This is a genomic window from Pseudomonas sp. Y24-6 (assembly GCF_020295325.1).
Lineage (GTDB): Bacteria > Pseudomonadota > Gammaproteobacteria > Pseudomonadales > Pseudomonadaceae > Aquipseudomonas > Aquipseudomonas gregormendelii.
This window is the reverse complement of the sequence record NZ_JACBXG010000004.1, coordinates 431599-457311: the sequence shown is the minus strand read 5'-3', so window position 1 is coordinate 457311 and position 25713 is coordinate 431599. Positions and strand designations below refer to the sequence as shown.

The 25713-nt window shown below is 61.5% G+C and carries 23 protein-coding genes; 13 read left to right on the top strand and 10 right to left on the bottom strand.

Going from position 1 to position 25713, the window contains the following annotated elements; all coding sequences use genetic code 11:
- Positions 1 to 66: 66 nt before the first annotated feature.
- Together HYI44_RS10825 and HYI44_RS10820 are read left to right on the top strand one after the other, a co-directional pair.
- Positions 67 to 507: a TadE/TadG family type IV pilus assembly protein gene (locus tag HYI44_RS10825; RefSeq protein ID WP_225569390.1), complete on the top strand. Its 441-nt coding sequence runs from the start codon at positions 67 to 69 to the stop codon at positions 505 to 507.
- 14 nt (positions 508 to 521) lie between these two features.
- Entirely contained in the window at positions 522 to 3245 is a 2724-nt protein-coding gene (locus HYI44_RS10820) for an ATP-binding protein (RefSeq protein WP_412548478.1), read from the top strand.
- Here HYI44_RS10820 and HYI44_RS10815 read toward each other — a convergent pair.
- The 5 genes from HYI44_RS10815 to HYI44_RS10795 all read right to left on the bottom strand — a co-directional run bounded on the left by HYI44_RS10815 (position 3242) and on the right by HYI44_RS10795 (position 7755).
- Positions 3242 to 5233: a pilus assembly protein TadG-related protein gene (locus HYI44_RS10815; RefSeq protein WP_225569388.1), complete on the bottom strand. Its 1992-nt coding sequence runs from the start codon at positions 5231 to 5233 to the stop codon at positions 3242 to 3244. The two genes, HYI44_RS10820 and HYI44_RS10815, sit on opposite strands and share 4 nt — an antisense overlap.
- 220 nt (positions 5234 to 5453) lie before the next feature.
- A complete protein-coding gene (locus tag HYI44_RS10810; protein WP_225569387.1) occupies positions 5454 to 6011 on the bottom strand; it encodes a DUF4136 domain-containing protein in 558 nt (185 codons plus the stop codon).
- Between the two features lie 53 nt (positions 6012 to 6064).
- The gene (locus HYI44_RS10805) at positions 6065 to 6691 is read right to left on the bottom strand and encodes a DUF4136 domain-containing protein (RefSeq protein ID WP_225569386.1); all 627 of its coding nucleotides are present in this window, start codon (positions 6689 to 6691) and stop codon (positions 6065 to 6067) included.
- A 12-nt stretch (positions 6692 to 6703) separates the two neighbouring features.
- Positions 6704 to 7453: a methyltransferase domain-containing protein gene (locus HYI44_RS10800; protein WP_122841626.1), complete on the bottom strand. Its 750-nt coding sequence runs from the start codon at positions 7451 to 7453 to the stop codon at positions 6704 to 6706.
- Positions 7453 to 7755, bottom strand: a complete 303-nt coding sequence (locus HYI44_RS10795) for a MazG-like family protein (RefSeq protein WP_045060320.1) — start codon at positions 7753 to 7755, stop codon at positions 7453 to 7455. The genes HYI44_RS10800 and HYI44_RS10795 overlap by 1 nt, the downstream gene beginning before the upstream one ends.
- A 224-nt stretch (positions 7756 to 7979) precedes the next feature.
- On the opposite strand from HYI44_RS10795, the gene HYI44_RS10790 reads away from it, so the two are divergent.
- Positions 7980 to 8273, top strand: a complete 294-nt coding sequence (locus tag HYI44_RS10790) for a hypothetical protein (RefSeq protein WP_045060321.1) — start codon at positions 7980 to 7982, stop codon at positions 8271 to 8273.
- Positions 8274 to 8301: 28 nt separating this feature from the next.
- Entirely contained in the window at positions 8302 to 9651 is a 1350-nt protein-coding gene (locus HYI44_RS10785; RefSeq protein ID WP_225569385.1) for an MATE family efflux transporter, read from the top strand.
- On the opposite strand, the gene HYI44_RS10780 is transcribed toward HYI44_RS10785, so the two are convergent.
- The 5 genes from HYI44_RS10780 to HYI44_RS10760 all read right to left on the bottom strand — a co-directional run bounded on the left by HYI44_RS10780 (position 9645) and on the right by HYI44_RS10760 (position 15135).
- A complete protein-coding gene (locus HYI44_RS10780) occupies positions 9645 to 10520 on the bottom strand; it encodes an alpha/beta hydrolase (protein ID WP_225569384.1) in 876 nt (291 codons plus the stop codon). The genes HYI44_RS10785 and HYI44_RS10780 overlap by 7 nt on opposite strands.
- Positions 10521 to 10732: 212 nt before the next feature.
- A complete protein-coding gene (speA, locus tag HYI44_RS10775) occupies positions 10733 to 12646 on the bottom strand; it encodes an arginine decarboxylase (RefSeq protein WP_122841623.1) in 1914 nt (637 codons plus the stop codon).
- A gap of 214 nt (positions 12647 to 12860) precedes the next feature.
- Complete coding sequence (locus HYI44_RS10770) at positions 12861 to 13232, bottom strand: translation initiation factor Sui1 (protein ID WP_045060325.1); 372 nt, start codon at positions 13230 to 13232, stop codon at positions 12861 to 12863.
- A gap of 274 nt (positions 13233 to 13506) precedes the next feature.
- Positions 13507 to 14064 (bottom strand): NUDIX hydrolase, encoded by a 558-nt coding sequence (locus HYI44_RS10765; RefSeq protein WP_045060326.1) that lies wholly within the window; start codon positions 14062 to 14064, stop codon positions 13507 to 13509.
- 3 nt (positions 14065 to 14067) lie between these two features.
- Positions 14068 to 15135, bottom strand: coding sequence for a DUF2333 family protein (locus HYI44_RS10760; RefSeq protein ID WP_122841622.1), 1068 nt, complete (start codon positions 15133 to 15135; stop codon positions 14068 to 14070).
- 433 nt (positions 15136 to 15568) lie between these two features.
- On the opposite strand from HYI44_RS10760, the gene HYI44_RS10755 reads away from it, so the two are divergent.
- The 9 genes from HYI44_RS10755 (at position 15569) to fis (ending at position 25642) form a co-directional block, all read left to right on the top strand.
- Positions 15569 to 17242, top strand: a complete 1674-nt coding sequence (locus HYI44_RS10755; RefSeq protein WP_225569383.1) for a response regulator — start codon at positions 15569 to 15571, stop codon at positions 17240 to 17242.
- A gap of 49 nt (positions 17243 to 17291) precedes the next feature.
- The gene (locus HYI44_RS10750; protein ID WP_225569382.1) at positions 17292 to 19238 is read left to right on the top strand and encodes a methyl-accepting chemotaxis protein; all 1947 of its coding nucleotides are present in this window, start codon (positions 17292 to 17294) and stop codon (positions 19236 to 19238) included.
- Between the two features lie 269 nt (positions 19239 to 19507).
- Positions 19508 to 19960 (top strand): type II 3-dehydroquinate dehydratase, encoded by a 453-nt coding sequence (gene aroQ, locus HYI44_RS10745; protein WP_045060330.1) that lies wholly within the window; start codon positions 19508 to 19510, stop codon positions 19958 to 19960.
- A gap of 48 nt (positions 19961 to 20008) precedes the next feature.
- Entirely contained in the window at positions 20009 to 20467 is a 459-nt protein-coding gene (accB, locus tag HYI44_RS10740; RefSeq protein WP_045060331.1) for an acetyl-CoA carboxylase biotin carboxyl carrier protein, read from the top strand.
- Between the two features lie 17 nt (positions 20468 to 20484).
- On the top strand, positions 20485 to 21843 hold the full coding sequence (gene accC / locus HYI44_RS10735; RefSeq protein ID WP_045060332.1) for an acetyl-CoA carboxylase biotin carboxylase subunit: 1359 nt from the start codon (positions 20485 to 20487) through the stop codon (positions 21841 to 21843).
- Positions 21844 to 21993: 150 nt separating this feature from the next.
- A complete protein-coding gene (gene prmA / locus HYI44_RS10730; protein ID WP_122841618.1) occupies positions 21994 to 22872 on the top strand; it encodes a 50S ribosomal protein L11 methyltransferase in 879 nt (292 codons plus the stop codon).
- A 30-nt stretch (positions 22873 to 22902) separates the two neighbouring features.
- On the top strand, positions 22903 to 24129 hold the full coding sequence (locus tag HYI44_RS10725) for a DUF3426 domain-containing protein (RefSeq protein WP_225569381.1): 1227 nt from the start codon (positions 22903 to 22905) through the stop codon (positions 24127 to 24129).
- Between the two features lie 185 nt (positions 24130 to 24314).
- On the top strand, positions 24315 to 25325 hold the full coding sequence (gene dusB / locus HYI44_RS10720) for a tRNA dihydrouridine synthase DusB (RefSeq protein WP_045060335.1): 1011 nt from the start codon (positions 24315 to 24317) through the stop codon (positions 25323 to 25325).
- The gene (gene fis, locus HYI44_RS10715) at positions 25322 to 25642 is read left to right on the top strand and encodes a DNA-binding transcriptional regulator Fis (protein ID WP_007907419.1); all 321 of its coding nucleotides are present in this window, start codon (positions 25322 to 25324) and stop codon (positions 25640 to 25642) included. The genes dusB and fis overlap by 4 nt, the downstream gene beginning before the upstream one ends.
- The last annotated feature ends 71 nt before the right edge of the window (positions 25643 to 25713 follow it).

The window sequence follows — 25713 nt, the reverse complement described above, 5'->3', positions numbered from 1 at the left end:
GCCGTCCGTTTTGGCTGAATGATTCTATGCTGATATTACATTGTGATTGTCAGGGTAGACGCACACATGAAAACCGCCCTCCCCCGTAAGCAAAAAGGTGCCGTGGCGATTGAGTTCGCGCTGGTGTTCGTGATCTTTTTCGCGGTGCTGTACGGTCTGCTCAGTTACAGCCTGCCGTTATTGCTGATGCAATCGTTCAACGAGTCGACCGCCGAAGCGGTTAGGCGCAGCGTGGCCGTGGACCCGACCACCGCCGATTACAAACAGACCGTCGAGACACTGGCGACCAGCGTCCTGACTCAACGCCTGTCATGGATCCCGCCGGCGTTGAATTTCAGTGTCGCCACCCACGCGAAGGCGGTGTATGCCGGCGGAGTGTTGACGGTGAGCATCGACTATCCCAGCAGCAAGTTGAACAGCGTGCTGCCTTCGCTGGTGCTGCCCGGGGTCGGCCCGATACCCAAGCTGCCGACCACGCTCAGCGCCCAATCGAGCCTGCAGTTTTGAGTCCCGGCAACACAATGCTCGGTCGCCTGCTGCAACGGCCACCGGCGAAAACCCTCAACACCGAGTACGCCATGAGCGCGCCCGGAGTCGGTTTGCACATCCAGCTGGATGCCGCATCTCGAGTGATGCAACTGGCGGGGCCGCTCAGGCACGCACTCGCCCGTCAGGCCGTGAGCGCCCAGCCGGTACCGTTGCGCGACTACCTGATGCCCCACAGTTGCCTGTCCATCGAAGGTTCGCCCGGGGATTGGCTTGGGCACAGCCTGGACCTGGACTTTCAGGGCCTGGGCGATCAGCCCGTGCACCTGCGCGGCTGGGTGCAGCCTCAAGCCGAAGGCTGGTTATTGCAGCTGCTGGACATCGGTGATCTGCTGCTCGAACGTCGACAGGCACGCAGCCGCGAGCAGTGTCAGCTGCTCGCAACCCAGCTCAGCGAGCAACTGCGCCTGTGCAGTCTGCCGCGCCTGCCCCAGGTGCTGAGCGAACAGCTGCAACTCCTCGCCCAACGTTTGCATGTCCCTTGCATTGCCGTGGCGCTGCTCGACGAGCAGGAACAAGGCTGGCAGGTGCATCAGCATGCCGATGCCTTTGACGCACCGCAGTTATGGCACGCGGGTCAACGCCTGGGCACTGGCCTCGACACCTTGAACGGCGGCGCCCCCCAGCCGTTGATCAGCGGCGAGCATCCGCGCCTGCAGGATATTTTCGGCCATGCCGAAGGCTTCGCCGTACCTTACCAGGACGCCCAGGGTGTCGCGGCCTGGTTGTTGTGCGGTTTTTACCCGGTGCAACAGCGCGCGCCCGACTTGAGCCATCGCGACTGGCTACAGCTGATGGCCGCGCTGGCGGCGCCCTTGCTGGAGCGGTTGCGCGAGCAGCGCCACCATCTGCACCTGGAGCGCCTGGAAGCCCTGCAAACCTTGCTGGGCACCGGCTGGTGGGAGCTTTTCGCTGATCGCCACGAGCTGCAACTGGCCGCATCGCTGGCCAGCGACCTGGGCCTGGACCGGGGGGTTTTACCGGTGCGCGACTGGCTCGAACGGGTACACCCCGCCGATCGCGAAGAACTCAATGCCCGCCTGCTCGACCTGCAGGACAACAGTGCACCCCTGCTGCTGTGCATCCGCGTGCTGCAGGCCGAGGCCGCGCAATCGCCGACCTGGTATCGCCTGCAAGGCCAGGCCGTCGGCGCGGGGACACAGCGGCGAATCATCGGTTTCATGCTCGACATCAGCGACATCAAAAACCAGCAGCAGCACGCGGCAACGGCGCATGCACGGCTGGACAACCTGATCGCCAGTTCACCAGCAGTGATCTATGTTCAGCGTTACGTCGAGGGCGCGCTGCTGCCGACGTTTTTCAGTGACAGCCTGCTGCCGTTACTGGGCTTCACCCTCGCCGACTGCAGTCCCGCGATGCTGGTCGAGCGGGTACACCCGGATGACCGCGACCAGTACTTTGAACGCACCCGACAGCTGCTGCGCCAGGGTTCGGTGCAGGCACGCTATCGACTGCGCGACAGTCGTGGCGATTACCACTGGCTGCTCGATGAAGCCCGCCTGCTGCGCGACGATCTCGGCCTGCCGGTGGAGGCCGTGGGCCTGTGGCTGGATGTCACTGAAGCCACCCAGGCTGCCGAGCAGGTTCGACAAAGCGAGGAACGCTATCGCCTCCTGGTGGAAGACTCCCCGGCGATGATCTGCCGTTACCTGCCCGACCTCACACTGACCTTTGGCAACCGTCCACTGGCGGCCTACCTGGAATGCGAGCCGCAAGCGCTACCCGGTGTAAACCTCGGCAGCTGGATGTCGCCGGAACAGCGCAAGGCGTTTGTATCGCGCCTGGGCCAACTGACCCCCGAGTTTGCGGTGAGTACCGCGGAAATCAATCTGCAACTGCCGGGACGCGAGCATGCATGGTGGGTCTGGTCGGATCGCGGAGTGTTCGATGATCAGGGGCGCCTTCTTGAAATCCAGGCCGTGGGCCGCGACAACACCGAGGTGCGGCGCGCCCAGCAGCAACTCACCCAGAGCGCAAAAATGGCCACCCTGGGCGAGATGGCCACGGGCCTGGCCCATGAAATCAATCAGCCGCTGAATGTGATGCGCATGGCCGTCGTCAATGTGCTCAAGCGCCTGGGCAACGGCGATGTGCAGGTCGATTACCTGACCGAAAAGCTCAAGCGCATCGACGCTCAGGTCCAGCGCGCAGCGCGGGTGGTGGACCACATGCGCGTGTTCGGTCGCCGTTCCGAGATCGAGCAGCAGCCATTCAATCCGTTGCATGCCATTGAAGGTACCCTGGCGTTGCTGGCCGAAGGCATGCGCGGCAAAGGGCTGGAGCTGCGAATCGGCGAGGCCGGCTTCGACGTGCAGGTGCGCGGTCATGTCGATCAGCTGGAACAGGTGCTGATCAACCTGATGGTCAATGCCCGGGATGCCCTGCTGGCCAAACGTGAGGATGATCACCCCTTCCAGCCGTGGATCGCGCTGGACGCCGAGCGGGATGCCCAACACGTGCGCCTGTGGGTCGAGGACAATGGTGGTGGTATCGATCCGCGGCTGATGGAGCGGATCTTCGAACCCTTTTTCACCACCAAGCCGGTGGGTGTTGGCACCGGCCTTGGGTTGTCCGTGAGTTACGGCATTGTCGAGAACATGGGCGGACGGCTCAGTGTGAGCAATTCGGCACACGGCGCGCGCTTCTGCATCGAATTGCCGATATCGCCCCTGTCTTAAATCACCAGCCCGGCGCGACCCGGGGGCTTGCAACTGAGGTTGGCGCCGACGTCGACTTTGTTCAGCGTGATGCCGAGGGCAGCGAGCAGGTTGTCGAGGATGGGGTCGAGGACATTGCTGAGCAGGCCATCAATGACCACGCCCAGCGTGTTGTTAACCGCGTCCAGCGCCCCCGTCACAGTTGTCAGTAAATCACCCAGCACATTTGGAGCCACAGGTTTGTAGGCCTGCACCTGAACACCCGCCAGGGTGGTTTTCAAGCTATCGACAACCCCCTGCGTACCCAGGCTGTAGAACAACGGAGGTTGTTTGATCTCTGGAGGCTGGTTGTAAATGTGCGTGCTCTGGGTGCTGGCGACGGGCGAATCGACCTTGACCCCCAGGCCGCCGCCGTAAAACGGCTTGCGTGTCGACAGATCGCAGGTTTCTGGCCCCAAGCCCAGCAAGGGAATCTTGCAAGTGATGGCGCCAACGTCGATCAGGGGCAACGGCTGCACCGTTACATCTGCCGAAGACGAGAATGCGTTGGCCGTGTCGATTTTGCCGACCTTCAGTTTCACCAGGGCCGTATTGGTTTGGGTCGTCAGCGTTTTGGTGGCATCACTGACGCATGTGTAGTCGGTCACATGGCTGTTGGCACTGCCGACTTCCAGGGCGATATCAATCCTGGAGGTGGGCAGTATCAGCAAGTTGGTACGCTGGCAGGTGCCCCCCAGAACACAGAAGACTGACTGGAGCGCTCCGCCGAGGTTGAGGTGCAACACGTTGTTCAGGGCGTCGGTCACGCCTGAGATCAAAGACGTATTCAAGATGGCAGCGGGCAGACCGGTCACGCCCGTCAACAGCGGCGGCAGATTAAGCGACAGCACGGTGCGCACTTGCGCCGTGCGCACGAAAATACGGTCGGGCCCCATCGGGTTGGCTTTGGCCAGCGCCGGATTACCCACCGCCGACAGCTGCGGCGGCTCGATCACCTTGACCCGTACCGAGCCGTTGACCAATGCAGGAATATTCAGTGGTAGGTCGACCACGATGCCGTTCTGGCTGTTGGCCAGCTGCACAAAGGCTTCCACCAGCTGGAACACTTGCAGATTGGTATTGAGCGCCGACGAAGGCGTGCCGGTCTGCAACTGCAGCAGTTGCCCTAATGCTAGCTCGGTGCTGCCGGCTATCACCTTGAGATCGGTCAGGCCACTGACCGCCACGTTAGCCGTTGTGCCGCCGGCCTGGAGCACGGTGATCGCGGTGTCCAGCAACTGGGTCAGCTTGATTTTCTTGTTGAGCAATTCGGTGTAGTTGCCGGCACTGACGTTGACGTCCACGGCCAGTTGATTCAGGTAGCTCAGCAGATTGATGTTGGTATCGACCAGGCCCTGCCAGCCCACCGCGCTCAGATTAAGGCTGCCGCCGAGCATTTTCCCCAACAACAGGTTCAACGCAGCCGACTTGCTGGAGTCGACCACCAGCGCTGTGCTGCCGATCGTCAACATCGCCAAGGGCGGCAGTACGGCCGGGGCAGCGACTGCTGTCGCGGTGAGCCGTGTGTTGAGGCTGGCCGGGCCGGGACTGAACAGTGCTCCGACGCCGGCGGCGATGCTGGTGGGGACCACTCGGGTGGCGATCACGCGGATGGCTGCTTTTTTACTGGCATCCGGCGTAAAGCTGCGCAGCTTATCGGCGCCGGTTTGCAAGACTCCGCAGGTGGTGCTCAGGGTAATGCCGTCGGCGACGGTCAGGCCGTTGCGGGTGGCGCTTTGAGTGGCGTACCTGGCAGCGGTGAGATTGGCCAGGCAATCGCCGTCGCGCGTCACGGCTTCAAGGGCCGCCACATCGGCGACTCGCTGCAGCTTGCGCTGCTCCAGGTAGAGCCTGCCACTGTCGAGCACCAGCAACATGAACATCAATGCCAGGCCGAGGGTAAGCGCGGCTAACAGACCGATCGCGCCACGTTGCCGGGCGGGGCCGTGAAACTGCAAGCGGGGAGACATTGTGCACTCCTTTGCCGGCGTACTGCCGAGGTTACCTCCATGGGTATGGGAGAGTGTAGACAAGGGTTTTCAGAGCTGCACATGAGCGGTGTGCAGGCGCTGTCGAGTGCAACGAGGCTGCGATCTTTTGATCTCACCTTTAAACAATACAAGGCCAAAAGATCGCAGCCTCGTTGCACTCGACAGTGCCTACGGTTGATTGCGGTGCTGCATCAAGTCTTTATCTAGGCGGGTAATTTGCCAATATCCGCGCCACCGTCTCGCGTATCGCGGTGCTGCGATCAGCCGGGTTCGGCGAGCGGGCGAGCATCTGTTCGTCGCTGCCGCGCCATACCAGCTTGCCGTCCTTGCCATCGAGCAGGTCGATCTGAACCGTCGCGACCTTGTAGGTGATGTTGCGGGTTTCGTTGTAAATCGGCCCGCCCCAGTAACCATTCCACGGGCCGCCCCAACCACCGCCGTAGTTGGTGGTGACCTGCTGCTGGCGCTGCTCGACAATCAGGTAGGTCTGTACGCTCAGGTCACCCTTGGTGCCGGCGGCAGCCGGGCGCAGGCCGCGCTGGTCGAGCTGTTCGGTGACCGCCTGGCGGATGCGCTGCTCGGTCAGATCGCTCTTGATCCGCGGGTCATCAGGGCGATATTGCAGGGCCGGCTCCTTCCAGCTCCAGCTGCGGTAGGCGGCGAAGTCACGACTGGCATCAAAGTCATGGTTGACCTGGTCCGAGGCGCAGGCGCCGAGCAGCGCGACCACGACCAGTAAAGCGAGACGGCGGAACATGATGATTCTCCGAGTGAGGCATGAACCTGCGTAATGCGTCTTGTCTACTGTAGCTAACCGGGAGGATACGCCGACATGGCTTTTTCCACAGCCTCCCTGATCGCATCGGTCCTGGCGCTCTGCTTGCCCTGGTTGCTGGTTTCGGCACTGGCGCTCCACACCGGCTGGCCGCTTTGCGCATCGAACAGGTCGACCCGCACGACCACGACCTGCTCCTGATAGGTGCGCACGATCGGCACTGTGTTGTACATGCCATAGCCGCTGCCGCAGCAGCGGTTATAACCGCCACCGCCGCCGTAATAACCGGCGCCGCCATAGTAGTCATCCCGCACCTGACGCAAGCGGGTTTCCAGGCGCAGGTCAGCGCTGACGAACAGGTCGGCCGGGCGATTGTCATGCAAGGGTCGCAAGCCGCGCTGGTCGAGGGCGTTGCTCACGGCTTCGGCGACCTGCGCCGAATCCGCCCAGGCAGTCCCCGGCGGCAATTGTCCGTTCAACCAGGCCCAACTGCGATACCGGCCGTAGTCGCGCGCAGGTGCCGGATAGGCGCTGCGGTCGAAGGTGGTGGCGGCTTGAGGCGGCGCGGGCGGCAACGGCCTGGAGGTCGCGACATAGGGGTTGCTGCCCTGACAGGCCGCCAATCCCAGGCAGATGATCAGTAAACCCGAACGACTTTTCATTTCATGCTCCGATCAGATCGGCCGGCAGATCCAGTGCAAGTAGCGCCCAAGCCCGGCAAAGCTTGGGTGACGGCGGTGTGCGAGTTCCATTTCAAGCAGGTCCACCAGTTCTGCGCGGGCCTGGAATTCCACCGGCATGTAGTCGTGGAAAACCCGTACCCCGCTCTGGGTTTCGACCTGCCACAGGCCCTCAAGTTGCGTCGCAAGTTCACGCGGGTCCAGAGGCTGTTGTGGGGTCAGGCTCTGTTTTTCCCCCGCCATGTCGTTTTTGCGCATCTTGCGAAAGTGGCCTTTGAGCAGGTTGCGGTAGATCAGCGCATCGCGGTTGTAGAAGGCCAGGGACAACCAGCCGTCCTGCCGGGTCAGTTGATGCAAGACCGGCAATATCGCGTGGGGCTCGGCCAACCATTCCAGCACTGCGTGACACAGCACCAGGTCGTAGGGTTCGGTAAGCTGGCCGAGCAGTTCCTGCCAGGGTGCCTGGATGAAAGTCGCGTGTTGCCCGGCCTCGGCGAAGCGCTGGCGAGCGCCTTCGAGCATCGGTTCGGCAGGTTCGGCAAGCGTGACGTCATGCCCGCGCTGGGCCAGCCATAACGACATGTGGCCCAGGCCCGCGCCGATGTCCAGAACGCGCAAAGGCCGGTCCGGAAGGGTTTCGGCCAGGTCAGCCTGGAGTACGGCCAGACGGATGGCGCCCTTGGCCCCACCGTAGATTTTTTCGGCGAAGCGCGTCGCCAGCTGATCGAAATGACGGTCACTCATCAGCTGAACCGCCGTTCGCTGTCCGCCAGCTTGCTGCGTACCACTTCATTCATGTCCAACCCCAACTCGCTGCACAACAGCAGCAGATAAAGCACAATGTCGCCGACTTCCTGACCGGCATGGGCGAGTTTTTCGGCCGGCAGCTGGCGCGACTGGTCTTCGGTCAGCCACTGGAAGATCTCCACCAGTTCGGACATTTCCACGCTGGCAGCCATGGCCAGGTTTTTGGGGCTGTGAAATTGTCGCCAGTCATTGCGATCGCGGATGGCGTGCAGGCGTTCGGTCAGTTCAACAAGGTTCATCGGGCTCTCCTGAAGACGTATAGCTTCAAGGGGTTGGCCCAGGACTGCAAGCGTATCGATGGCGTGTCGAACTTTGCCCCATAATCAACAGTCGATGCCCTGTACAGGAGCTGCCGCAGGCTGCGATCTTTTGGCATAGTCATGAGCGCCAAGGATCAAGATCAAAAAACCGCAGCCTGCGGCCGCTCCTACGGGGCTCATCATTCTCTCAGGACGAACTACACATGCAGGTAGAAAGCTTTTTCGAATGGCTCGGGCAGGCACTCGGTTCAGTCATCCGTTTTATCGTCGACGGCCTCAGCGGCCTGTTCAATCTGTTGAGCCATGCCGGCGCCAACTTCGTCGAGGGGCTGTCCCGGGCGTTGGGGATGGACACTTCGATCATCAGCATCATCGCGCTGGTCCTGGGCCTGATGTTGCTGTGGTCGGCCATTCGGGCGTTCATGAATGCGTCGATCATCATGGGGATCATCTGGCTGCTGCTCGGGTTGTGGCTGTTGAGCTGGATCATCCACTGACACACAATGGCTCCCCCAAGGAGCCTGCATGTCCAACCTGAGCAACGACTGGCGCGACCGCCTGACCCATCGCCGGGTCTGGGCGCTTGCCGCGCCGATGATTCTGTCCAATATCTCGGTACCGCTGGTGGCGCTGGTCGACAGCACCGTCATCGGCCACCTGCCCCATGCCCATCAACTCGGCGCCGTGGCCGTCGGCGCCAGCCTGTATACCTTCCTGGCATGGGGCATGGGCTTCCTGCGCATGGGCACCACCGGTTTCGCCGCACAGGCGGCCGGCCGAGGTGATGGCGCGGCGTTGCGGCAGATCCTGTTGCAAGGCTTGTTGCTGGCCTTCGGGCTGGCGGTTGTCCTGGGCGCAGCAGGCGTGCCCCTGAGCGGAGTTGCGCTGCACTTCATGCAGCCTTCGGCGGAGCTGGACCAACTGACCCGCGAATTCTTCCACACCCGATTATTCGGCCTGCCGGCAGCGCTGGCCAGTTATGCACTGGTGGGCTGGTTCCTCGGCACGCAGAACGCTCGGGCACCCCTGGCGATACTGCTGAGCACCAACCTGGTCAACATTGCCTTGAACCTGTGGTTCGTTCTGGGCCTGGAATGGGGGGTGGTCGGGGCCGCCCGGGCCTCGGTCATCGCTGAGTGGACCGGAGCAATCATCGGCCTGCTGATGACCCGCAAGGCCCTGCGCGCCTACCCCGGGCACATCGCCTGGGCGGCGCTGGCCATCTGGCAGAGCTGGCGCCCCCTGCTGGCGGTCAATCGCGACATCTTCATTCGCAGCCTGGCGCTGCAGTCGATTTTTTTCCTGATCACCGTGCAAGGTGCGCGGCTGGGCGACGCCACTGTCGCCGCCAACGCACTGCTGCTCAACGGCCTGTTGCTGACGGCTCATGCACTGGATGGCCTGGCCCACGCCGTGGAAGCATTGTGCGGACATGCCATTGGCGCCCGTGACCGGCAGGCGTTGCGCCGCTCCCTGGTGGTGGCCTGCGGCTGGTCGCTGCTGGCGAGCCTGGGTTTTGCCGTGCTGTTCCTGTTTGGCGGGCATCTGTTCATCGAGATGCAGACCGATATCCAGAGCGTGCGCGACACTGCGTTCATCTACCTGCCCTACCTGGCCGCGCTGCCATTGATTGCGGTATGGAGCTACCTGCTCGATGGTCTGTTCATCGGGGCTACGCGCGCCCGGGAAATGCGCAATGGCATGTTGTTGACGGTGGCCGTGCTGCTGCCCTTCGCCTGGGCGCTGCAAGGGTTGGGCAACCATGGTCTATGGCTGACCTTCCTGCTGTTCATGTTGCTGCGCAGCCTGACACTTGGGGCGTTTGCCTGGTATCTGCAACGCAACGACGGCTGGTTTGCCGGCAAAGCTCACTGAGCCGGCGTGGCCTTGATGAAGCCTGCGACTTCATCCAGCACCGGTGCCAGGCCCCGCATTGGCCGGGACAACGCTGCCACCAGGGTGGCATGACCGGTGCGGGAGAAATACAGGTCGCGCACCGGCACCCCGGCTTCGCGCAACTTGCGCGCCAGGCCACCGGTGTTGCGGCCAGGGTCGACCAGTTCATCATCGCTGGACGCCATCAGCAACGCCGGTGGCGCGCCTCGACTGACATGGTTGATCGGTTGTGACAGGGCCGGCGAATTCGGCCAGAAGAACACCGGGCGCACGTCAGGGTTCACGATGGGCAGGAAGTCATAGGGACCGGCCAGGCCGATCCAGCCGCTGATATCATGGGGCGACATGCCAGCAGCCCCCAGTAATTGCGGGTCCAGCGCCAGCATCGCGACGTTGTACGCGCCGGAGCTATGCCCCATCAGGTACAGCCGCTGCGGATTGCCGGAAAACTGCTGGATGTGCGAGCGGGTCCAGGCTACGGCCTTGGCGCCATCCTCGAGAAATGCCGGGTAGCGCACCTGCGGATACAGGCGATAGTCCGCCAGTACGGCCACGATTCCCCGGGATGCCAGGGCCTCACCGACAAAACTGTAATCGCTGCGCGATCCGCTGTTCCAGCTGCCGCCATAGAAAAACACCACCACCGGAGCGTTCTCCATGGGGTGGCGCGGGACGTACACATCGAGTTTTTGCCGCGGGTCGCTGCCATAGGCGATGCCCTCGGTCTTGTCGAAGCCGTCGTCAGGGGTCAGGGCATTAAGCGCCTTGAGCGGAGAACAGGCCGCGAGCGCAGCCAGCACGAGCGCGCCAATGGCCTGTTTGCAAAATAGCCGAATCCAGATCGCCATCGACGCCACACCTCAGGGTTTGTTGTGCTGCCACAGGTAGCGCAGCCACAACCACTCATCGAGCCCTGACGCTCGCTGAACCCCAGCGCCAGGCCTTCCTGAAGATGGGACCACAGGCGCTCGTAATCGGTCCCCGTGGTTTCACTCCACTGCCAGGCTTGCCCGCGCCAGGCCAACCGGCCCCACGCGAATCAAGCCTTGGCGCCAACCCGTCAGGACGACAGGTAAGACGAACGGGTCAGGCCCAGACGCAAGGCGTCGAGGAACTGGGTGCGTTCGGCGGCAGTGATGCGCGCGCTGGCGCATTTGTCGCGGTAGTGGGTCATCAGCTCTTCCGGCGACAAGTGCACGTAGCGCAGCATGTCTTCGATGGTGTCGTGGGTTTCGATACCGGCGTGATACACACTGCCATCCGCATTCTGGTAGATGTTCACCGAGTCGGTGTCACCGAACAGGTTATGCATGTCGCCGAGAATTTCCTGGTAGGCGCCTACCAGGAAGATACCCAACAGGTAATCTTCACCTTCGTTCAGACCGTGTACCGGCAGGCTGGTCTCGATGCTCTGCTCGTCGACGTATTGCTTGATCTTGCCGTCGGAGTCGCAGGTCAGGTCTTGCAGCACGGCACGGCGCAGCGGCTCCTCGTCCAGACGGTGCAGCGGCAGGATCGGCAGGACCTGGCCGATGGCCCAGGTGTCCGGCAGGCTCTGGAATACCGAGAAGTTGCAGATGTACTTGTCTGCCAGCTTGTCGTTGAGTTCGTCGAGCACCTGGCGGTGCGAACGCTGACGCGCCTTCAACGAGTTGTGCAGGCGACGGCAGACCGCGAAGTAGCATTGCTCGGCCAGGGCTTTTTCCGCCAGGGTCAGCTTGCCATCGGCGTACTGGGTAGCCACGTCGCTCATGTAGTGAGTGGCGCGCCAGTAGGTTTCGGTGACCATCTCGATGTCGGTCGGGCCCAGCAGGTCCACCAGCCACTGCACGGTTTCCGGCAGGGCTTCCTTGTTCTCGATCTGCGGCACGTCGTCGTTGTGTTTCTCGACGTCGGTGACCTGCACCACCAGCATGGCGTGGTGCGCCGTCAGCGAGCGACCGCTTTCGGAGAAGATGTTCGGGTGCGGCAGGCTCTGCGCGTCGCAGAATTCCTTGAGCATCCCGACCACGACGCCGGCGTAATCGTCCATGTCGTAGTTGATCGAACTGGCGTTACGCGAGTGGGTACCGTCGTAGTCGACGCCCAGGCCGCCGCCGACGTCGATATGATCCACCGGCAGGCCGAGGTTGCGCAGTTCGCCGTAGTAGCGGATCGCTTCCTTGAAACCGTGCTGGTAGTCCGCCAGGTTGGCGATCTGCGAACCCATGTGGAAGTGCAACAGGCGGATGCCCTGGTCCAGGCCCGCCGCGCGGAAACGCTCGACCACCGACAGCAGCTGCGCCGCCGACAGGCCGAACTTGGATTTCTCACCGCCAGTGTCCGCCCACTTGGACGATGCCAGGGACGACAGGCGCACGCGCAGGCCGACCTGAGGCTTGACCTTCAACGAGGCGGCTTCTTCGATGACCAGCTCAACTTCGGATTCTTTTTCGATCACGATGAACACGTTGTGACCGAGTTTCTGCCCCATCAAGGCCAGGCGGATAAATTCGCGGTCCTTGTAGCCATTGCAAACAATGGTGCCGCCCTTGGGTGCCAGGGCCAGCACGGCCAGCAGCTCGGGCTTGGAACCCGCTTCGAGGCCGATGGAAACATTCTGGGTGGCGATGATGTTTTCGATCACCGCTTCCTGCTGGTTGACCTTGATCGGGTACAGCGCGGTGTACTTGCTCTGGTATTCCAGGCGTTCGATGTTCGAATCGAATGCACCGGTCAGCTGACGCACGCGGTCTTGCAGGATGTCGGGAAAACGAACCAGCAATGGCAGGGACAAGCCGCTCTTGCGCAGCTGGTCAACTTGCTCGAACAGGTCGATAGGCGAACTGGCGGGGCCGTTCGGACGAACCTCGACGCGACCGGCGTCATTGATCGCGAAATACCCGGCCCCCCAATGGCGGATCCCGTAAACACTGCGGCTGTCCGCAACTGTCCATTGGCTGCCATCGTCTTTGCGTGTGCGTCGTACGGACATTGAAGTCCCCTATAAAGAAGTCATAGAGCGTCGCCTGGGTTCAGGCCGGCGCAGTCTAAAGAATGAAAATGACGGTTCGTCAACGAGGGGGTAGACCTCGCCGACCGCAGTGAGTTTAGAAACCGGTCAGAACAGGCTCTGTGAAAACCATGTGGACGACGCCAGACCTGTTGTCAGGACTGGATCAAGTCGAGGGTGGTTTTCACAGAGGCTGCTAGCCGCCGGACTTCTTTGCCTTGAAACCGAGCTTGATCAATTCAGCCAAGAGTAGCTCGACATGATCGCCCTGGATTTCAATGATGCCGTCTTTCAACGCACCCCCGGTCCCGCAACGTTTTTTCAACGTGGTCGCCAGGTCCTTGAGCGCATCTTCAGCCAGGGGCACGCCGGTGATGGTGGTCACCGTCTTGCCGCCACGCCCCTTGCTTTCGCGACGTACGCGAGCAATGCCGTCACCGGCCGGGATCACGGTCTGTTTGCAGATGCAGGCGTCCACCGGTTTACTGCACTCGGGGCAATGACGACCTGCGTCGGTGGAAAATACCAGGCCACCTAGGGCGGCGAAGGATGCGGCTTTTTTGGCCACCGGCAATCCTCTTGGGAGGACAAAGACTGGCCGCAGCGCATGGCTATCGACCGCGAAGCCCCACTCAGGCAGGGGCAGCGCTACTGAAACGAAAAAGCCGGTGTAGGAGCTGACGAGTGCAACGAGGCTGCGATCTTTTGATCTTGATTCAACGGCAAATCAAAAGATCGCAGCCTGCGGCAGCTCCTACGCCGTACTGATGTCGATTCAGTTTGAAAAGGTCGCGCAGTGTAACGGCAAAAACGCCGATTGCTAAGAGCCAATCGGCGCCAATTTATAGCTCTTTTGCGACGTCTTTCCCGCAGGCGCGAAGATAGCGCTTCAAAGCCGCGAGCGAGTCCGGGCAGTAAGGCTTCTGCCGGATTTCCAGCATCACCTGGTCGATGGGGAGAAAGCGCGCTTCAACCACCTCTTCCGGCTGCAGGATCAACGGCCCGTCCCACACGGCCGAGAACGCCGAACACCACAGGCGATTGCCGGTGTCCTCGAAGTAGAAATGGTCGTGAGCGGTCAACTCCACCCCGCCCACGCCCAGCTCTTCTTCCAGTTCACGTGCGGCCGACTCGGCGTACGTTTCGGTGGCAAGCACCATGCCGCCAGCGGCGACGTCCCAGTAACCGGGATAGATCGCCTTGCTCAGGGTGCGGCGGTGCACGCACAGCTCACCCGCCGAATTGAACAGCATGATGTAGGTGCCACGCCCGATCAGGCCCCGCTCGCGCAGGTCGGACCGGACCAGCGCGCCGAGCAGGTTGTCCTGCTCATCGACCCAGGCAATCTGCTCGGCGTCCGAGGCCGCGCGGTGGGCGGCCTCTTTGTCGCTGTCGGCCATGACTCAGCCCTGATTCAGCAATTGACGCAAGTCGATCACTGCGGCGTTCGCCCGGGAAATGTAGTTGGCCATGACCAGCGAGTGGTTGGCCAGAACGCCAAAGCCGCTGCCGTTAAGGATCATCGGACTCCATACCGGCTCCTGCGAAGCTTCCAGCTCACGAATGATCTGGCGCACGCTGACGGTGGCGTTTTTCTTCGCCAGCACGTCAGCGAAGTCGACTTCGATGGCGCGCAGCAGGTGGGACAAGGCCCATGCCTGGCCGCGGGCTTCATAGAACACGTTGTCAATCTGCATCCACGGGGTTTCGACGATTTCCTCGTCAACCTGTGGTACCTGGCCCGGGGCCACGACTTCGGTTTTCAAGGCGGTGTTGAGCTTGACCCTGCCAACGCTGGCCGACAGTCGCTGCGACAACGAACCCAGGCGTGTGCCCACATCGCCCAACCAGTTGTTGAGGTTGTCGGCACGGGCGTAGAACAGCGCATTTTTCTGCGAAGGATCGGACAGGCGAGCCTGGTAGCGGCTCAGAGAATTGATGCCTTCCTGATACTCGGACTCACTGGACGGCAGCACCCAGCTCTTGTTGTCGAAGTTGAAGCGCGGCTCGGCCTTGGCCAGGTCCGAGTCTTCCGCCGATTGCGATTGCGAGCGGGCAAAGTCTTTGCGCAGCGCTCGCGTCAGGTCGCGCACCTGCACCAGCACCCCGTATTCCCAGCTTGGCGTGTTGTCCATCCACAGGCCTGGCGGGAAACGGTCATTGGAAATATAGCCGCCCGGCTTGCTCAGCAAGGTATCGGCCACGGTCTTGAGGGTTTCAACCGTGGTGTAGCCGATGACCATCTGCTTGCCTTCTTTCTCGGCAGCGACCTGGGCATTCTGCTGGACCGGGAACAGTGCCGGCTCCTGGCTCCAATACCAGCCCAGGCCGATCGTCACCAACAGGTACAGGCCGATCAAGGTGACCAGCGCCCGGCTGAACAAAAGTCCACCTATATAGCTGCGGGTCGCTGATTTTGGTTCAGCGGCACGTTCAGGCGCGCTGCCCGCGCGGTTCTTCCAGTCCAGCATGGCGATATCCTTTCAATCACTTGAGTTCATCGGTTCGACCACAACCCTACGCCATCGTGCCTCGTTTGCCGCGCATTAATACGCGCATGCCGCAAGCCACAACCGCACGGTCGATACCGCCACTATAAATGAACACCACGCCTTGTGTTGGTGCGGCGTAGGATGCGTCGAGTGCAACGAGGCTGCGATCTTTCAATCCTGGCGTTTGGCAAAAGCAAGATCAAAAGATCGCAGCCTCGTTGCACTCGACAGCTCCTACCAGCTCCTGGGCATCCCGTACGCATTCCGTACGCAGCAAAGCGACTCGCCAGTCATAAACTGAATGAGCTCGCTATGCACATTATTGACATGCGACACTGATCCACCCTCGGAAGAGATGCTAGCATAGAGCCACCAGTCGATCTCAGCATGCACCCTAACTAGTAGTCAGGATATGACCGAGCCAGAAGACCCCAGCCGTGAGCGCCTCAAGCAGCACTTTGCCCAGCGGGTAATTCATCAGGCACGTCAGATTCTTGAGACATGGCAGCGCCTGCAGCGCAGCGAGTGGTCTGCCACCGACCTGGCGGAACTGAGCGAAGCCAACCTGCGCCTGTTGCGGTTCGCCGAGCGCTTCGAGCAGCCGGAGCACATGCAGCTGGCTCGCCAGATCGGCCAGGCACTTGACGCAGTCGAAACCAATCGCGGTCGCCTCAGCAGCGGTCTGATCACCGACCTCAACCGCCTGATGCAGCGGCTGTCGCGCACCGGCCTGCGCCAGGGCGATCAGCTCGATCAGACGTTCCTGCCGCCCTTGCGCAAACCGATCTACGTGGTGCTGCAGGATCACGACCGCGCGGAGCGCCTGGCCAAACAGCTGGAATTTTTCGGGCTGAGCGCCCAGTCCCTGGACAGTGTGGCGGCGTTTCGCTCCTCGATGGTCGAGCGCCTGCCGGCGGCGATTGTCATGGATGTGGATTTCAGCGGGCCCGGCATCGGCCTCAAACTCGCCGCCGAAGCCCAGGAAGGCCTGGAACAACAACTGCCGCTGCTGTTCTTCAGTCTTAATGAAACCGACACCCCGACCCGCCTCGCCGCCGTGCGTGCCGGCGGCCAGGAGTTCCTCACCGGCACCCTCGAAGCGTCGAGCCTGCTGGAAAAGATCGAAGTGCTGACCTGCGTCGCGCAGTACGAACCGTTCAAAGTGCTGATCATTGACGATTCCCGGGCCCAGGCCATGCACACCGAGCGCCTGCTCAATAGCGCCGGCATTGTCACCCGCACCTTGATCGAGCCTATACAGGCCATGGCGGAACTCGCGGACTTCCAGCCCGACCTGATCATCCTCGACATGTACATGCCGGCCTGCACCGGCACCGAGCTGGCCAAGGTCATCCGTCACAACGACCGATACGTCAGCGTGCCGATCATCTACCTTTCGGCCGAGGATGACCTGGACAAGCAACTCGACGCCATGAGTGAAGGGGGCGACGATTTCCTGACCAAACCGATCAAACCGCGGCACCTGATCACCACCGTGCGCAACCGCGCGGCACGGGCGCGCAACCTGAAGGCGCGGATGGTGCGCGACAGCCTCACCGGCCTGTACAACCACACCCATATCCTGCAGTTGCTGGAAGACTGCAGCTTTCGCGCGCGCCGCGAGAACAAGCCACTGAGCTTTGCCATGCTCGATATCGACCACTTCAAGCGGGTCAATGACAGTCATGGCCATCCGATGGGCGACCGGGTGATCAAGAGCCTGGCGCTGTTCCTCAAGCAGCGCCTGCGCAAGACTGACTTCATCGGCCGCTATGGTGGCGAAGAGTTCGCCATTGTGATGCCCGATACCGATCTGGAGTCGGCCCACAAAGTGCTCGACGAAATCCGCCAGCGCTTCGCCGAAATTCACTATCCGGCGCAGCCCCAGGACCTTTGGTGCACCTTTAGCGCCGGGGTGGTGGATCTCGGTGAGAACTCCGACAGCTTGATGATGGCGAGCCAGGCTGACGAGGCGCTGTACCGCGCCAAGCACGCCGGGCGCAACCGCGTGCAGTCCTCGCGGGAACCAAAGCAAAAGGCCACTATTTCATCTGAATCCATCGAACCGGTCATAACCCTGTCATAGAAACGCAATAACTTCGGGCGCTTACCATTCTGCCGTTGGTAGTCCCGCAATGCGCCTCAAGCTGCTGACCAATCTCAACACCGTCCTTTTAATCGCCGTGTGCGCTGCGCTTGGCGCGACCCTATGGTGGTCGCAAAAAGCCCTCGAACGCCCCTATCTGCTGATGGAGCGTTACCTGAGCCTGTCCCAGCAGTTTCAACGGCAGGTGGCGGGCAACGTGCAGGATTACCTCGTCAGCGGTGATGCCCTGCGCCTGAGCAGTGCGGGCCAGGCGATCGATGAGCTCAAACACGAGCTCGATGAACTGCCGCCCTCCTTGGCCGACGCCGTGCGCCCCAGCCTTGCGGAGCTTGAAGGGTTCAGCAAAACCGAACTGCTCGCCGCCGGCAAGCTTGCAGGCGACCCCCAGGCATTGCTGCTGCAGGCAGAACGGGAGTTGGGCGCAAACCTTGACCAGCTCAGTCAATATGCCAGTGCCAACGCGGACTACCTCAAGCCCTTGCTCAACGCCTCGCAGCACGTGGGCAAGCTGTCGTTGGCCCGGGACAAACTGGTCAGCAGCGGTCGCAGCGAACTGGCTGCGGAGGTGGAGCGAGAAGTCAGCAATATCCGTAACCAGGCCAGTATTCTGGAGGCCCTGCCGTTGCTGGGCGTGACAAGCAGCAGCGAGTCCAATACCGATGATTTCGCCGCCATGATGGGCCTGGAAAGCACTGAGAAGACCGCCGCCGAAGACGCCGGCATTGCCCTCAAACGGGAACTCAACAGCCTGTTGGCCCGCTACCCCGCAGAACTTGCCCGCACCCGCGAACAGATCGAAAAACGCAGCGAGCTCAGCGCTGCGACTCATCAGAAAATGACCGCCGTGCAGCAGTCCCTCGCAGATCTGGAGCCGGCAGTGCGCGCGCAACACGGGCAGATCCAGAGTGAGGTGAGACTGCTGCAGGGGTTGATGATCGGCCTGATCCTGCTGATCGCGCTGCTGATCGACACTCTGCAACGGCGACTGGCTCGCACCCTGACCAACCTCGCACCCGCCCTGTCGACCTGGGCCGAGGGCGATTTCAGCCGGGACATCGAACTGGGCAAGACCAACCGCGAATTGCACGACATCCAGGCCTCGCTCAACCGCCTGCGAGCCTACCTGGTCGACCTGGTGGGAACCATTCGCCTGAACGCCGAGCAAGTGGCCGGCAGCAGTCGCACCCTGGCCGAGTTGAGCAACGACCTGCACGGCGGCGCTGAGGATCAGGCTGGCGACACCGCGATGATCCGCGATTCTCTCGCAGAGCTGGAAGCTACGATCCAGCAAGTGGCCGGCGATGCCAGCCAGGCGGCCGACGCCAGTCGCCATGCGGGGCTGGCAGTAGAGCAAGGACAGAAAGTCATCGGCCTGAGCCTTGCCGGCCTGCATGCCCTGGTCGGCGAAGTGCAAGGCAATGCGCAGATGATTGAACATCTGGCCGAAGAGTCGGCCACGATCGGCGGGGTACTGACGGTCATCCGCTCGATCGCCGACCAGACCAACCTGCTAGCCCTGAACGCCGCCATCGAGGCGGCTCGTGCCGGGGAAATGGGTCGAGGGTTTGCCGTGGTTGCAGAGGAAGTTCGCTCGCTGGCACAACGCACTGCCGGTGCCACGGCGCAGATCCAGACCTTGATTGCCGGGCTGCAAACGGCGGCACGCCAATCGGTCGAAGGCATGCGCGCCCAGGTTGGGCACGCGCAGTCCACCGCCAACCAGGCCCAGGCGGCCGACGGCGCACTGGATAAAATCGTCGATGCAATCCAGACCATTTCCGACACTGCAGTGCGCATTGCCGATGTGACTGCGCAGCAAAGTGGTGCGGTCAGCGAGATTCGCGATCACAGCGAGCGGATTCACCAGCTGGGTGGGGATAATTTGGTGCGAATTGGCGAAGGCCGTGAGCAAGGGGAACACTTGCTGGTGCTGGGCGGACGGTTGCACACGGCGGTACAGGCGTTTCGCGTCTGATCGAACGCTTTCGCGAGCAAGCCCACTCCCACACTGGATCCATGCGCGACGCAGGCCCCAGTGGGAGCGGGCTTGCTCGCGACGACGGCACACCTGCCAACCCCATCATGCCGACCGGGCCCAAATGACCGGATTCAATCGGGCGGTCATATATTTCGCGCAAACATCGGCCATCGTGCTGGCTATTGCATAGAACTGGACAGTCATAAAGTCTTTGCGGCATAGTCGCCGGGTTCTGACAAATGCACTCGGATAACAAGGAACAGCAGATGGCAACCTTTCTGGTTCTGCACGGACCCAACCTGAACTTGCTCGGCACCCGCGAACCGGGCACCTATGGCGCCACGACGCTGGCCCAGATCAACCAGGACCTGGAACGCCGTGCCCGTGAAGCCGGCCACCATTTGCTGCACCTGCAGAGCAATGCCGAGTATGAATTGATCGACCGCATCCACGCTGCCCGCAGCGAAGGTGTGGATTTCATCCTGATCAATCCAGCAGCTTTTACGCACACAAGTGTCGCTTTACGTGACGCGCTGCTGGCGGTGAGCATCCCATTCATCGAAGTGCATTTGTCTAACGTGCACAAACGCGAACCATTCCGCCATCACTCTTACTTCTCCGACGTAGCGGTGGGAGTGATCTGCGGCCTTGGCGCCAGCGGTTATCGACTGGCCCTGGAGGCCGCACTAGAGCAGCTTGAAACACAGGCAACGACTTGAACTACAAGCGTTAAGCGCCCCTGACCGACCCTTGGGAGTTGATGATTCATGGATATCCGTAAAGTTAAGAAACTGATCGAATTGCTGGAAGAGTCCGGCATCGACGAGCTCGAGATCAAGGAAGGCGAAGAGTCCGTACGTATCAGCCGCCACAGCAAGACTCCAGCTCAACAGTACTACGCACCGGCTCCAATGCACGCTCCGGCTCCAGCGCCTGCCGCTGCCGCCCCGGTTGCCGCCGCGCCTGCTGCTGCAGCCGCGCCTGTGCTGAACGGCACCGTTGCCCGCTCGCCGATGGTGGGTACTTTCTATCGCAAATCTTCGCCAAGCTCGCCGTCCTTCGTTGAAGTCGGCCAGACCGTGAAGAAAGGCGACACCCTGTGCATCGTTGAAGCGATGAAGATGATGAACCACATCGAAGCTGAAACCAGCGGTGTGATCGAATCCATCCTCGTCGAAGACGGCCAGCCGGTTGAGTACGACCAACCGCTGTTCACCATCGTTTGAACCGCGGAGAAACTTTGATGACTGCGAAGTTGGAAAAAGTTCTGATCGCCAACCGCGGTGAGATTGCCCTGCGGATCCTGCGTGCCTGTAAGGAAATGGGCATCAAGACTGTCGCCGTATACTCCAAGGCGGACAAGGAGCTGATGCACCTGGGCCTGGCAGACGAATCCGTCTGCATCGGTCCGGCGTCGGCCGCCCATTCTTACCTGCACATTCCGGCCATCATCGCCGCCGCTGAAGTGACTGGCGCTACCGCCATCCACCCAGGCTACGGTTTCCTCGCGGAAAACGCTGATTTTGCTGAACAGGTCGAGAACTCCGGCTTCGCCTTCATCGGTCCGAAAGCCGACACCATTCGCCTGATGGGCGACAAGGTATCGGCCAAGCACGCGATGATCGCTGCTGGCGTTCCAACCGTTCCGGGTTCTGACGGCCCGCTGCCGGAAGACGAAGAAACCGCGCTGCGCATCGGTCGCGAAGTCGGTTACCCGGTGATCATCAAGGCCGCTGGCGGCGGTGGTGGTCGCGGCATGCGCGTTGTGCATAAAGAGGAAGACCTGATCTCCTCGGCGAAACTGACCCGCTCCGAAGCTGGCGCGGCGTTCGGCAACCCGATGGTCTACCTGGAAAAATTCCTGACCAACCCACGTCACGTGGAAGTTCAGGTGCTTTCCGATGGCCAGGGCCACGCCATCCATCTGGGCGACCGCGACTGCTCGCTGCAACGTCGTCACCAGAAGGTTCTCGAAGAAGCACCGGCACCGGGCATCGACGAGAAAGCTCGCCAGGAAGTCCTCGCACGCTGCGTTAAAGCCTGCATCGACATCAACTACCGTGGCGCGGGCACCTTCGAGTTCCTGTACGAGAACGGCGCGTTCTATTTCATCGAAATGAACACCCGCGTTCAGGTCGAGCACCCGGTTACCGAAATGGTCACTGGCATCGACATCGTCAAGGAGATGCTCAGCATCGCCGCTGGCAACAAGCTGTCGTACACCCAGGAAGACGTCGTCATCCGCGGTCACGCACTTGAATGCCGGATCAACGCCGAAGACCCGAAAACCTTCATGCCAAGCCCAGGCACGGTCAAGCACTTCCACGCTCCAGGCGGCAACGGCGTTCGCGTCGATTCGCACCTGTACAGTGGTTATGCCGTTCCGCCGAACTATGATTCGTTGATCGGCAAGCTGATCACCTACGGCGCAACCCGTGACGAAGCCCTGGCGCGCATGCGCAATGCGCTGGATGAAATCGTGGTCGACGGGATCAAGACCAACATCCCGCTGCACCGCGACCTGGTCCGCGACGAAGGCTTCTGCAAAGGTGGAATCAACATCCACTACCTGGAACACAAGCTGGCTGGCGACAAGCACTAAGCTTTAGCCCGATCAACAGAGCCGCCTTCGGGCGGCTTTGTTGTTTCTGAAGCAAAGTCAAAAGATCGTCTTCTTAGCCACGCTCGCGTAAACTTGCGCGCTTCTCGCAGCCCGCTAGGCTGCAACCAATATTTTTCAAAGGTGCCCGCCATGCCTTGGCTGCAAGTCCGTCTCGCCATCAGCCCAGAACAAGCCGAAACCTACGAAGACGCTTTCCTTGAAGTGGGCGCCGTGTCGGTGACCTTCATGGACGCTGAAGATCAGCCGATCTTCGAACCGGAACTCAACACCACGCCACTGTGGTCGCACACGCACCTGCTGGCCCTGTTCGAAGGCGGCACTGAAGCGGCCAGCGTGCTGGCGCATCTTGAATTGCTGACCGGCAGCCCATTGCCCGAGCATCACAGCGAAGTCATCGAAGACCAGGACTGGGAGCGCAGCTGGATGGACGGTTTCCAGCCGATGCGTTTTGGCCAGCGCCTGTGGATTGTCCCGAGCTGGCACGCCGCACCCGAACCTGACGCGGTGAACCTGTTGCTGGATCCGGGCCTGGCGTTTGGCACCGGCACACACCCGACCACCGCACTGTGCCTGGAGTGGCTCGATGGTCAGGACCTGAAGGATTGCAACGTGCTCGACTTCGGTTGCGGCTCGGGCATCCTGGCGATCGCCGCCCTGTTGCTGGGCGCCAGGGAAGCCGTAGGCACTGACATCGACGTGCAGGCGCTGGAAGCTTCCCGGGACAATGCGGGGCGCAACAACATTGCCGAAGCGTTGTTCCCGTTGTATCTGCCAGAAGATCTGCCGCAGGTGAAGGCCGACGTATTGGTCGCCAATATCCTCGCCGGGCCGCTGGTTTCCCTGGCGCCGCAACTGTCCAGCCTGGTCAAGCCGGGTGGCCGCCTGGCACTGTCGGGCATTCTCGCCGAGCAGGGCGAAGACGTCGCCAGGGCCTACGCCCAGGACTTCGACCTGGACCCGATCGCCAATCGCGATGGCTGGGTGCGCATCACTGGCCGTCGGCGCTAGAATGGGCGCCTGCATTCATCGGATCGCCGCATGACCGACAGCTTCGTCACCCAGTGTCCCCATTGCCAAAAGAGCTTCCGCGTCAGCCATGCCCAGTTGAGCGTGGCCCGTGGAGTGGTTCGTTGCGGGTCATGCCTGCAGGTTTTTAATGCCGCCAAGCAGCTGCTGGAGCAACACGCCGGCAAGGAGCCTGTTGCCGCCACGTCCCCAGTCATCGTCGAGCCGCCAGAGCAACGGGCCATCAGCCTGAAGCAATGGACGGCCGCCGAGCTGGACCTGGACCTGGACAGCATGGACCTCGACGAAGAACTTGCGCGCCTGGAGCAGCGGGAGATCCAGCCGACCACCGAATTCGGTCGGCACCGCGAAGATTCACTGAGTGCGCGACGCGACAGCGCCGATCATGAGCAAGCCCCCTGGGCCGACAGCCTGTACAGCGAATCGGCGGCCGAGCGGGCACAGGCCAGCCAGGTCGACGAAGAGGCTGCGGTGCCCTTCACCCCGCTCAAGCCGGCCCGTACCGAACCCTCGCTGACCCTGGAGCTGGTCGAGCTCGACGATGAGCCGCGCCCTCCCCTGGTGCGCCAGGAACTGGTGCTGGAGCCGCCACCCGCGCCCGAACGCCTGTCCCTGTCTGCGGTGGATGACCTGGATGACGACCTGCCTTCGATCGAGCCGTTGCGTAAAAAGCGCAGTGAACCGGCAGTGCGCGCCGAGGTGCTGCAGGACCTGACCGACGACCCGCTGCAACTGGACTGGCAAAAACGTCGTTCCCCCTGGGGCCGCCGTTTGATCTGGATACTGCTGGTGGCGCTCGCCGCCCTCGCGCTGGGCGGCCAATACGTTGCCTATCATTTCGAAGAACTCGCGCGTCAGGACCAGTACCGTCCCTGGTTCCAGCAGCTGTGCCCGCAAATTGGTTGCACCGTGCCGTCCAAGGTCGACATCGCGAAAATCAAGAGCAGCAATCTGGTCGTACGCAGCCACCCGGAATTCAGCGGTGCCCTGGTGGTCGATGCGATCATCTACAATCGCGCGCCGTTCTCCCAGCCGTTTCCCCTGCTGGAGCTGCGTTTTGCCGACCTCAACGGTCACCTGATCGCCAGGCGTCAGTTCAAACCCGGCGAGTACCTCAACGGCGATCTCGAAGGCATGGCAGAAATGCCGCCGCAGACGCCCATCCACATCGCGCTGGATATCCTCGATCCGGGCTCCAAAGCGGTGAACTACAGCCTGAGTTTTCATTCGCCCGAGTGAAACGCTTCACTGATCCGCGATTGACGACGGATTTCTGACTGAGCGTGCCTGGACCAAACCGCTGGCGATAACAGAATAACTGTTCAGATTTTGTTCAATTCAGCCTTTATCCAGTCATCGAGAGCGGGTATCATGCCAACCCTTTTTCGAACTCTCATGATCCGGCCCCACAACAGGGAAGTCCTATGTCGGCGGTACGCATCGGTCCATATACATTGCACAACGGCTTGATTCTCGCCCCCATGGCGGGCGTCACAGACCAACCCTTTCGTCAGCTGTGCAAGCGACTGGGCGCCGGGCTGGTAGTTTCAGAAATGGTCACCAGCGACATGAGCTTGTGGAACACCCGCAAGTCCCGCATGCGCATGATCCACGAAGGTGATCCCGAGCCCCGCTCGGTACAGATCGCCGGTGGCGATGCGCAGATGCTGGCAGATGCGGCACGGGCCAACGTCGAACTGGGTGCACAAATTATTGACATCAACATGGGCTGCCCGGCCAAGAAGGTCTGCAACAAGGCCGCCGGCTCCGCACTGTTGAAGGATGAAGCATTGGTGACCGAGATCCTGCGGGCCGTCGTGGCCGCAGTCGATGTGCCGGTCACCCTGAAGATCCGGACCGGCTGGGACCGGGACAACAAGAACGGCCTGACGGTGGCGAAAATCGCCGAGCAGGCAGGCATCACGGCGCTGGCGGTGCATGGCCGCACCCGTGCCGACCTGTACACCGGTGAAGCCGAGTACGACACCATCGCCGCGATCAAGCAGGCGGTGTCGATACCGGTGTTTGCCAACGGCGATATCGATTCGCCGGAAAAGGCCCGGTATGTGCTCGATGCCACCGGTGCCGATGGCCTGCTGGTAGGGCGGGCTGCCCAAGGGCGACCATGGATTTTTCGCGAGATCGATCATTACCTGCGCACCGGTGAAAAACTTCCGGCGCTGGAACTGATCGAGGTGGAACGCATACTGCTAGAGCATTTGGCCGCGCTGCACGTTTTCTATGGAGACGTCATGGGTGTGCGCATTGCTCGCAAGCATGTGGGCTGGTATCTCGCAACCTTGCCGGGCGCCAGGGAGTTTCGCGCCCACTTCAATCGTTTGGAAGATACGGAAGCACAATGCGCCAACGTTCAGGGCTTCTTCGCCGAACGTTACAAGAGCCTGACAGGGGACGGAGAAGGGGTGGCCGCATGACGATGATGACCGAGACTTTAGTGAGTGGAACAACACCCGTGAGCGACAACGTGAATTTGAAACAGCACCTCAATACGCCTAGCGAAGAAGGCCAGACCCTTCGCGGGAGTGTCGAGAAGGCGCTGCACAATTATTTCGCCCACCTTGAGGGCGCTGCCGTCACGGATGTGTACAACCTGGTGCTCTCCGAAGTCGAGGCTCCCCTGCTCGAGTGCGTGATGAACTACGTCAAGGGCAACCAGACCAAGGCCAGCGAACTGCTCGGACTGAACCGGGGCACGCTGCGCAAGAAACTCAAGCAGTACGATTTGCTGTAAGCATTCAATCAAACCAGAAAGGCGCCCGCGTAAAAACGGTCGCCTTTTTTGCTGACTCCTTTGCTTTTGAT

Coding starts and splice junctions, on each gene's coding strand:
- HYI44_RS10820 (WP_412548478.1), top strand. CDS start 522: ATGCTCGGTCGCCTGCTGCAACGGCCACCGGCGAAAACCCTCAACACC.
- HYI44_RS10755 (WP_225569383.1), top strand. CDS start 15,569: ATGACCGAGCCAGAAGACCCCAGCCGTGAGCGCCTCAAGCAGCACTTT.
- HYI44_RS10795 (WP_045060320.1), bottom strand. CDS start 7,755: ATGAACCTTGTTGAACTGACCGAACGCCTGCACGCCATCCGCGATCGC.
- speA (WP_122841623.1), bottom strand. CDS start 12,646: ATGTCCGTACGACGCACACGCAAAGACGATGGCAGCCAATGGACAGTT.
- fis (WP_007907419.1), top strand. CDS start 25,322: ATGACGATGATGACCGAGACTTTAGTGAGTGGAACAACACCCGTGAGC.
- HYI44_RS10785 (WP_225569385.1), top strand. CDS start 8,302: ATGTCCAACCTGAGCAACGACTGGCGCGACCGCCTGACCCATCGCCGG.
- dusB (WP_045060335.1), top strand. CDS start 24,315: ATGTCGGCGGTACGCATCGGTCCATATACATTGCACAACGGCTTGATT.
- HYI44_RS10810 (WP_225569387.1), bottom strand. CDS start 6,011: ATGTTCCGCCGTCTCGCTTTACTGGTCGTGGTCGCGCTGCTCGGCGCC.
- HYI44_RS10790 (WP_045060321.1), top strand. CDS start 7,980: ATGCAGGTAGAAAGCTTTTTCGAATGGCTCGGGCAGGCACTCGGTTCA.
- HYI44_RS10725 (WP_225569381.1), top strand. CDS start 22,903: ATGACCGACAGCTTCGTCACCCAGTGTCCCCATTGCCAAAAGAGCTTC.
- aroQ (WP_045060330.1), top strand. CDS start 19,508: ATGGCAACCTTTCTGGTTCTGCACGGACCCAACCTGAACTTGCTCGGC.
- accB (WP_045060331.1), top strand. CDS start 20,009: ATGGATATCCGTAAAGTTAAGAAACTGATCGAATTGCTGGAAGAGTCC.
- HYI44_RS10780 (WP_225569384.1), bottom strand. CDS start 10,520: ATGGCGATCTGGATTCGGCTATTTTGCAAACAGGCCATTGGCGCGCTC.
- HYI44_RS10760 (WP_122841622.1), bottom strand. CDS start 15,135: ATGCTGGACTGGAAGAACCGCGCGGGCAGCGCGCCTGAACGTGCCGCT.
- HYI44_RS10750 (WP_225569382.1), top strand. CDS start 17,292: ATGCGCCTCAAGCTGCTGACCAATCTCAACACCGTCCTTTTAATCGCC.
- accC (WP_045060332.1), top strand. CDS start 20,485: ATGACTGCGAAGTTGGAAAAAGTTCTGATCGCCAACCGCGGTGAGATT.
- HYI44_RS10815 (WP_225569388.1), bottom strand. CDS start 5,233: ATGTCTCCCCGCTTGCAGTTTCACGGCCCCGCCCGGCAACGTGGCGCG.
- HYI44_RS10805 (WP_225569386.1), bottom strand. CDS start 6,691: ATGAAAAGTCGTTCGGGTTTACTGATCATCTGCCTGGGATTGGCGGCC.
- HYI44_RS10825 (WP_225569390.1), top strand. CDS start 67: ATGAAAACCGCCCTCCCCCGTAAGCAAAAAGGTGCCGTGGCGATTGAG.
- HYI44_RS10800 (WP_122841626.1), bottom strand. CDS start 7,453: ATGAGTGACCGTCATTTCGATCAGCTGGCGACGCGCTTCGCCGAAAAA.
- prmA (WP_122841618.1), top strand. CDS start 21,994: ATGCCTTGGCTGCAAGTCCGTCTCGCCATCAGCCCAGAACAAGCCGAA.
- HYI44_RS10765 (WP_045060326.1), bottom strand. CDS start 14,064: ATGGCCGACAGCGACAAAGAGGCCGCCCACCGCGCGGCCTCGGACGCC.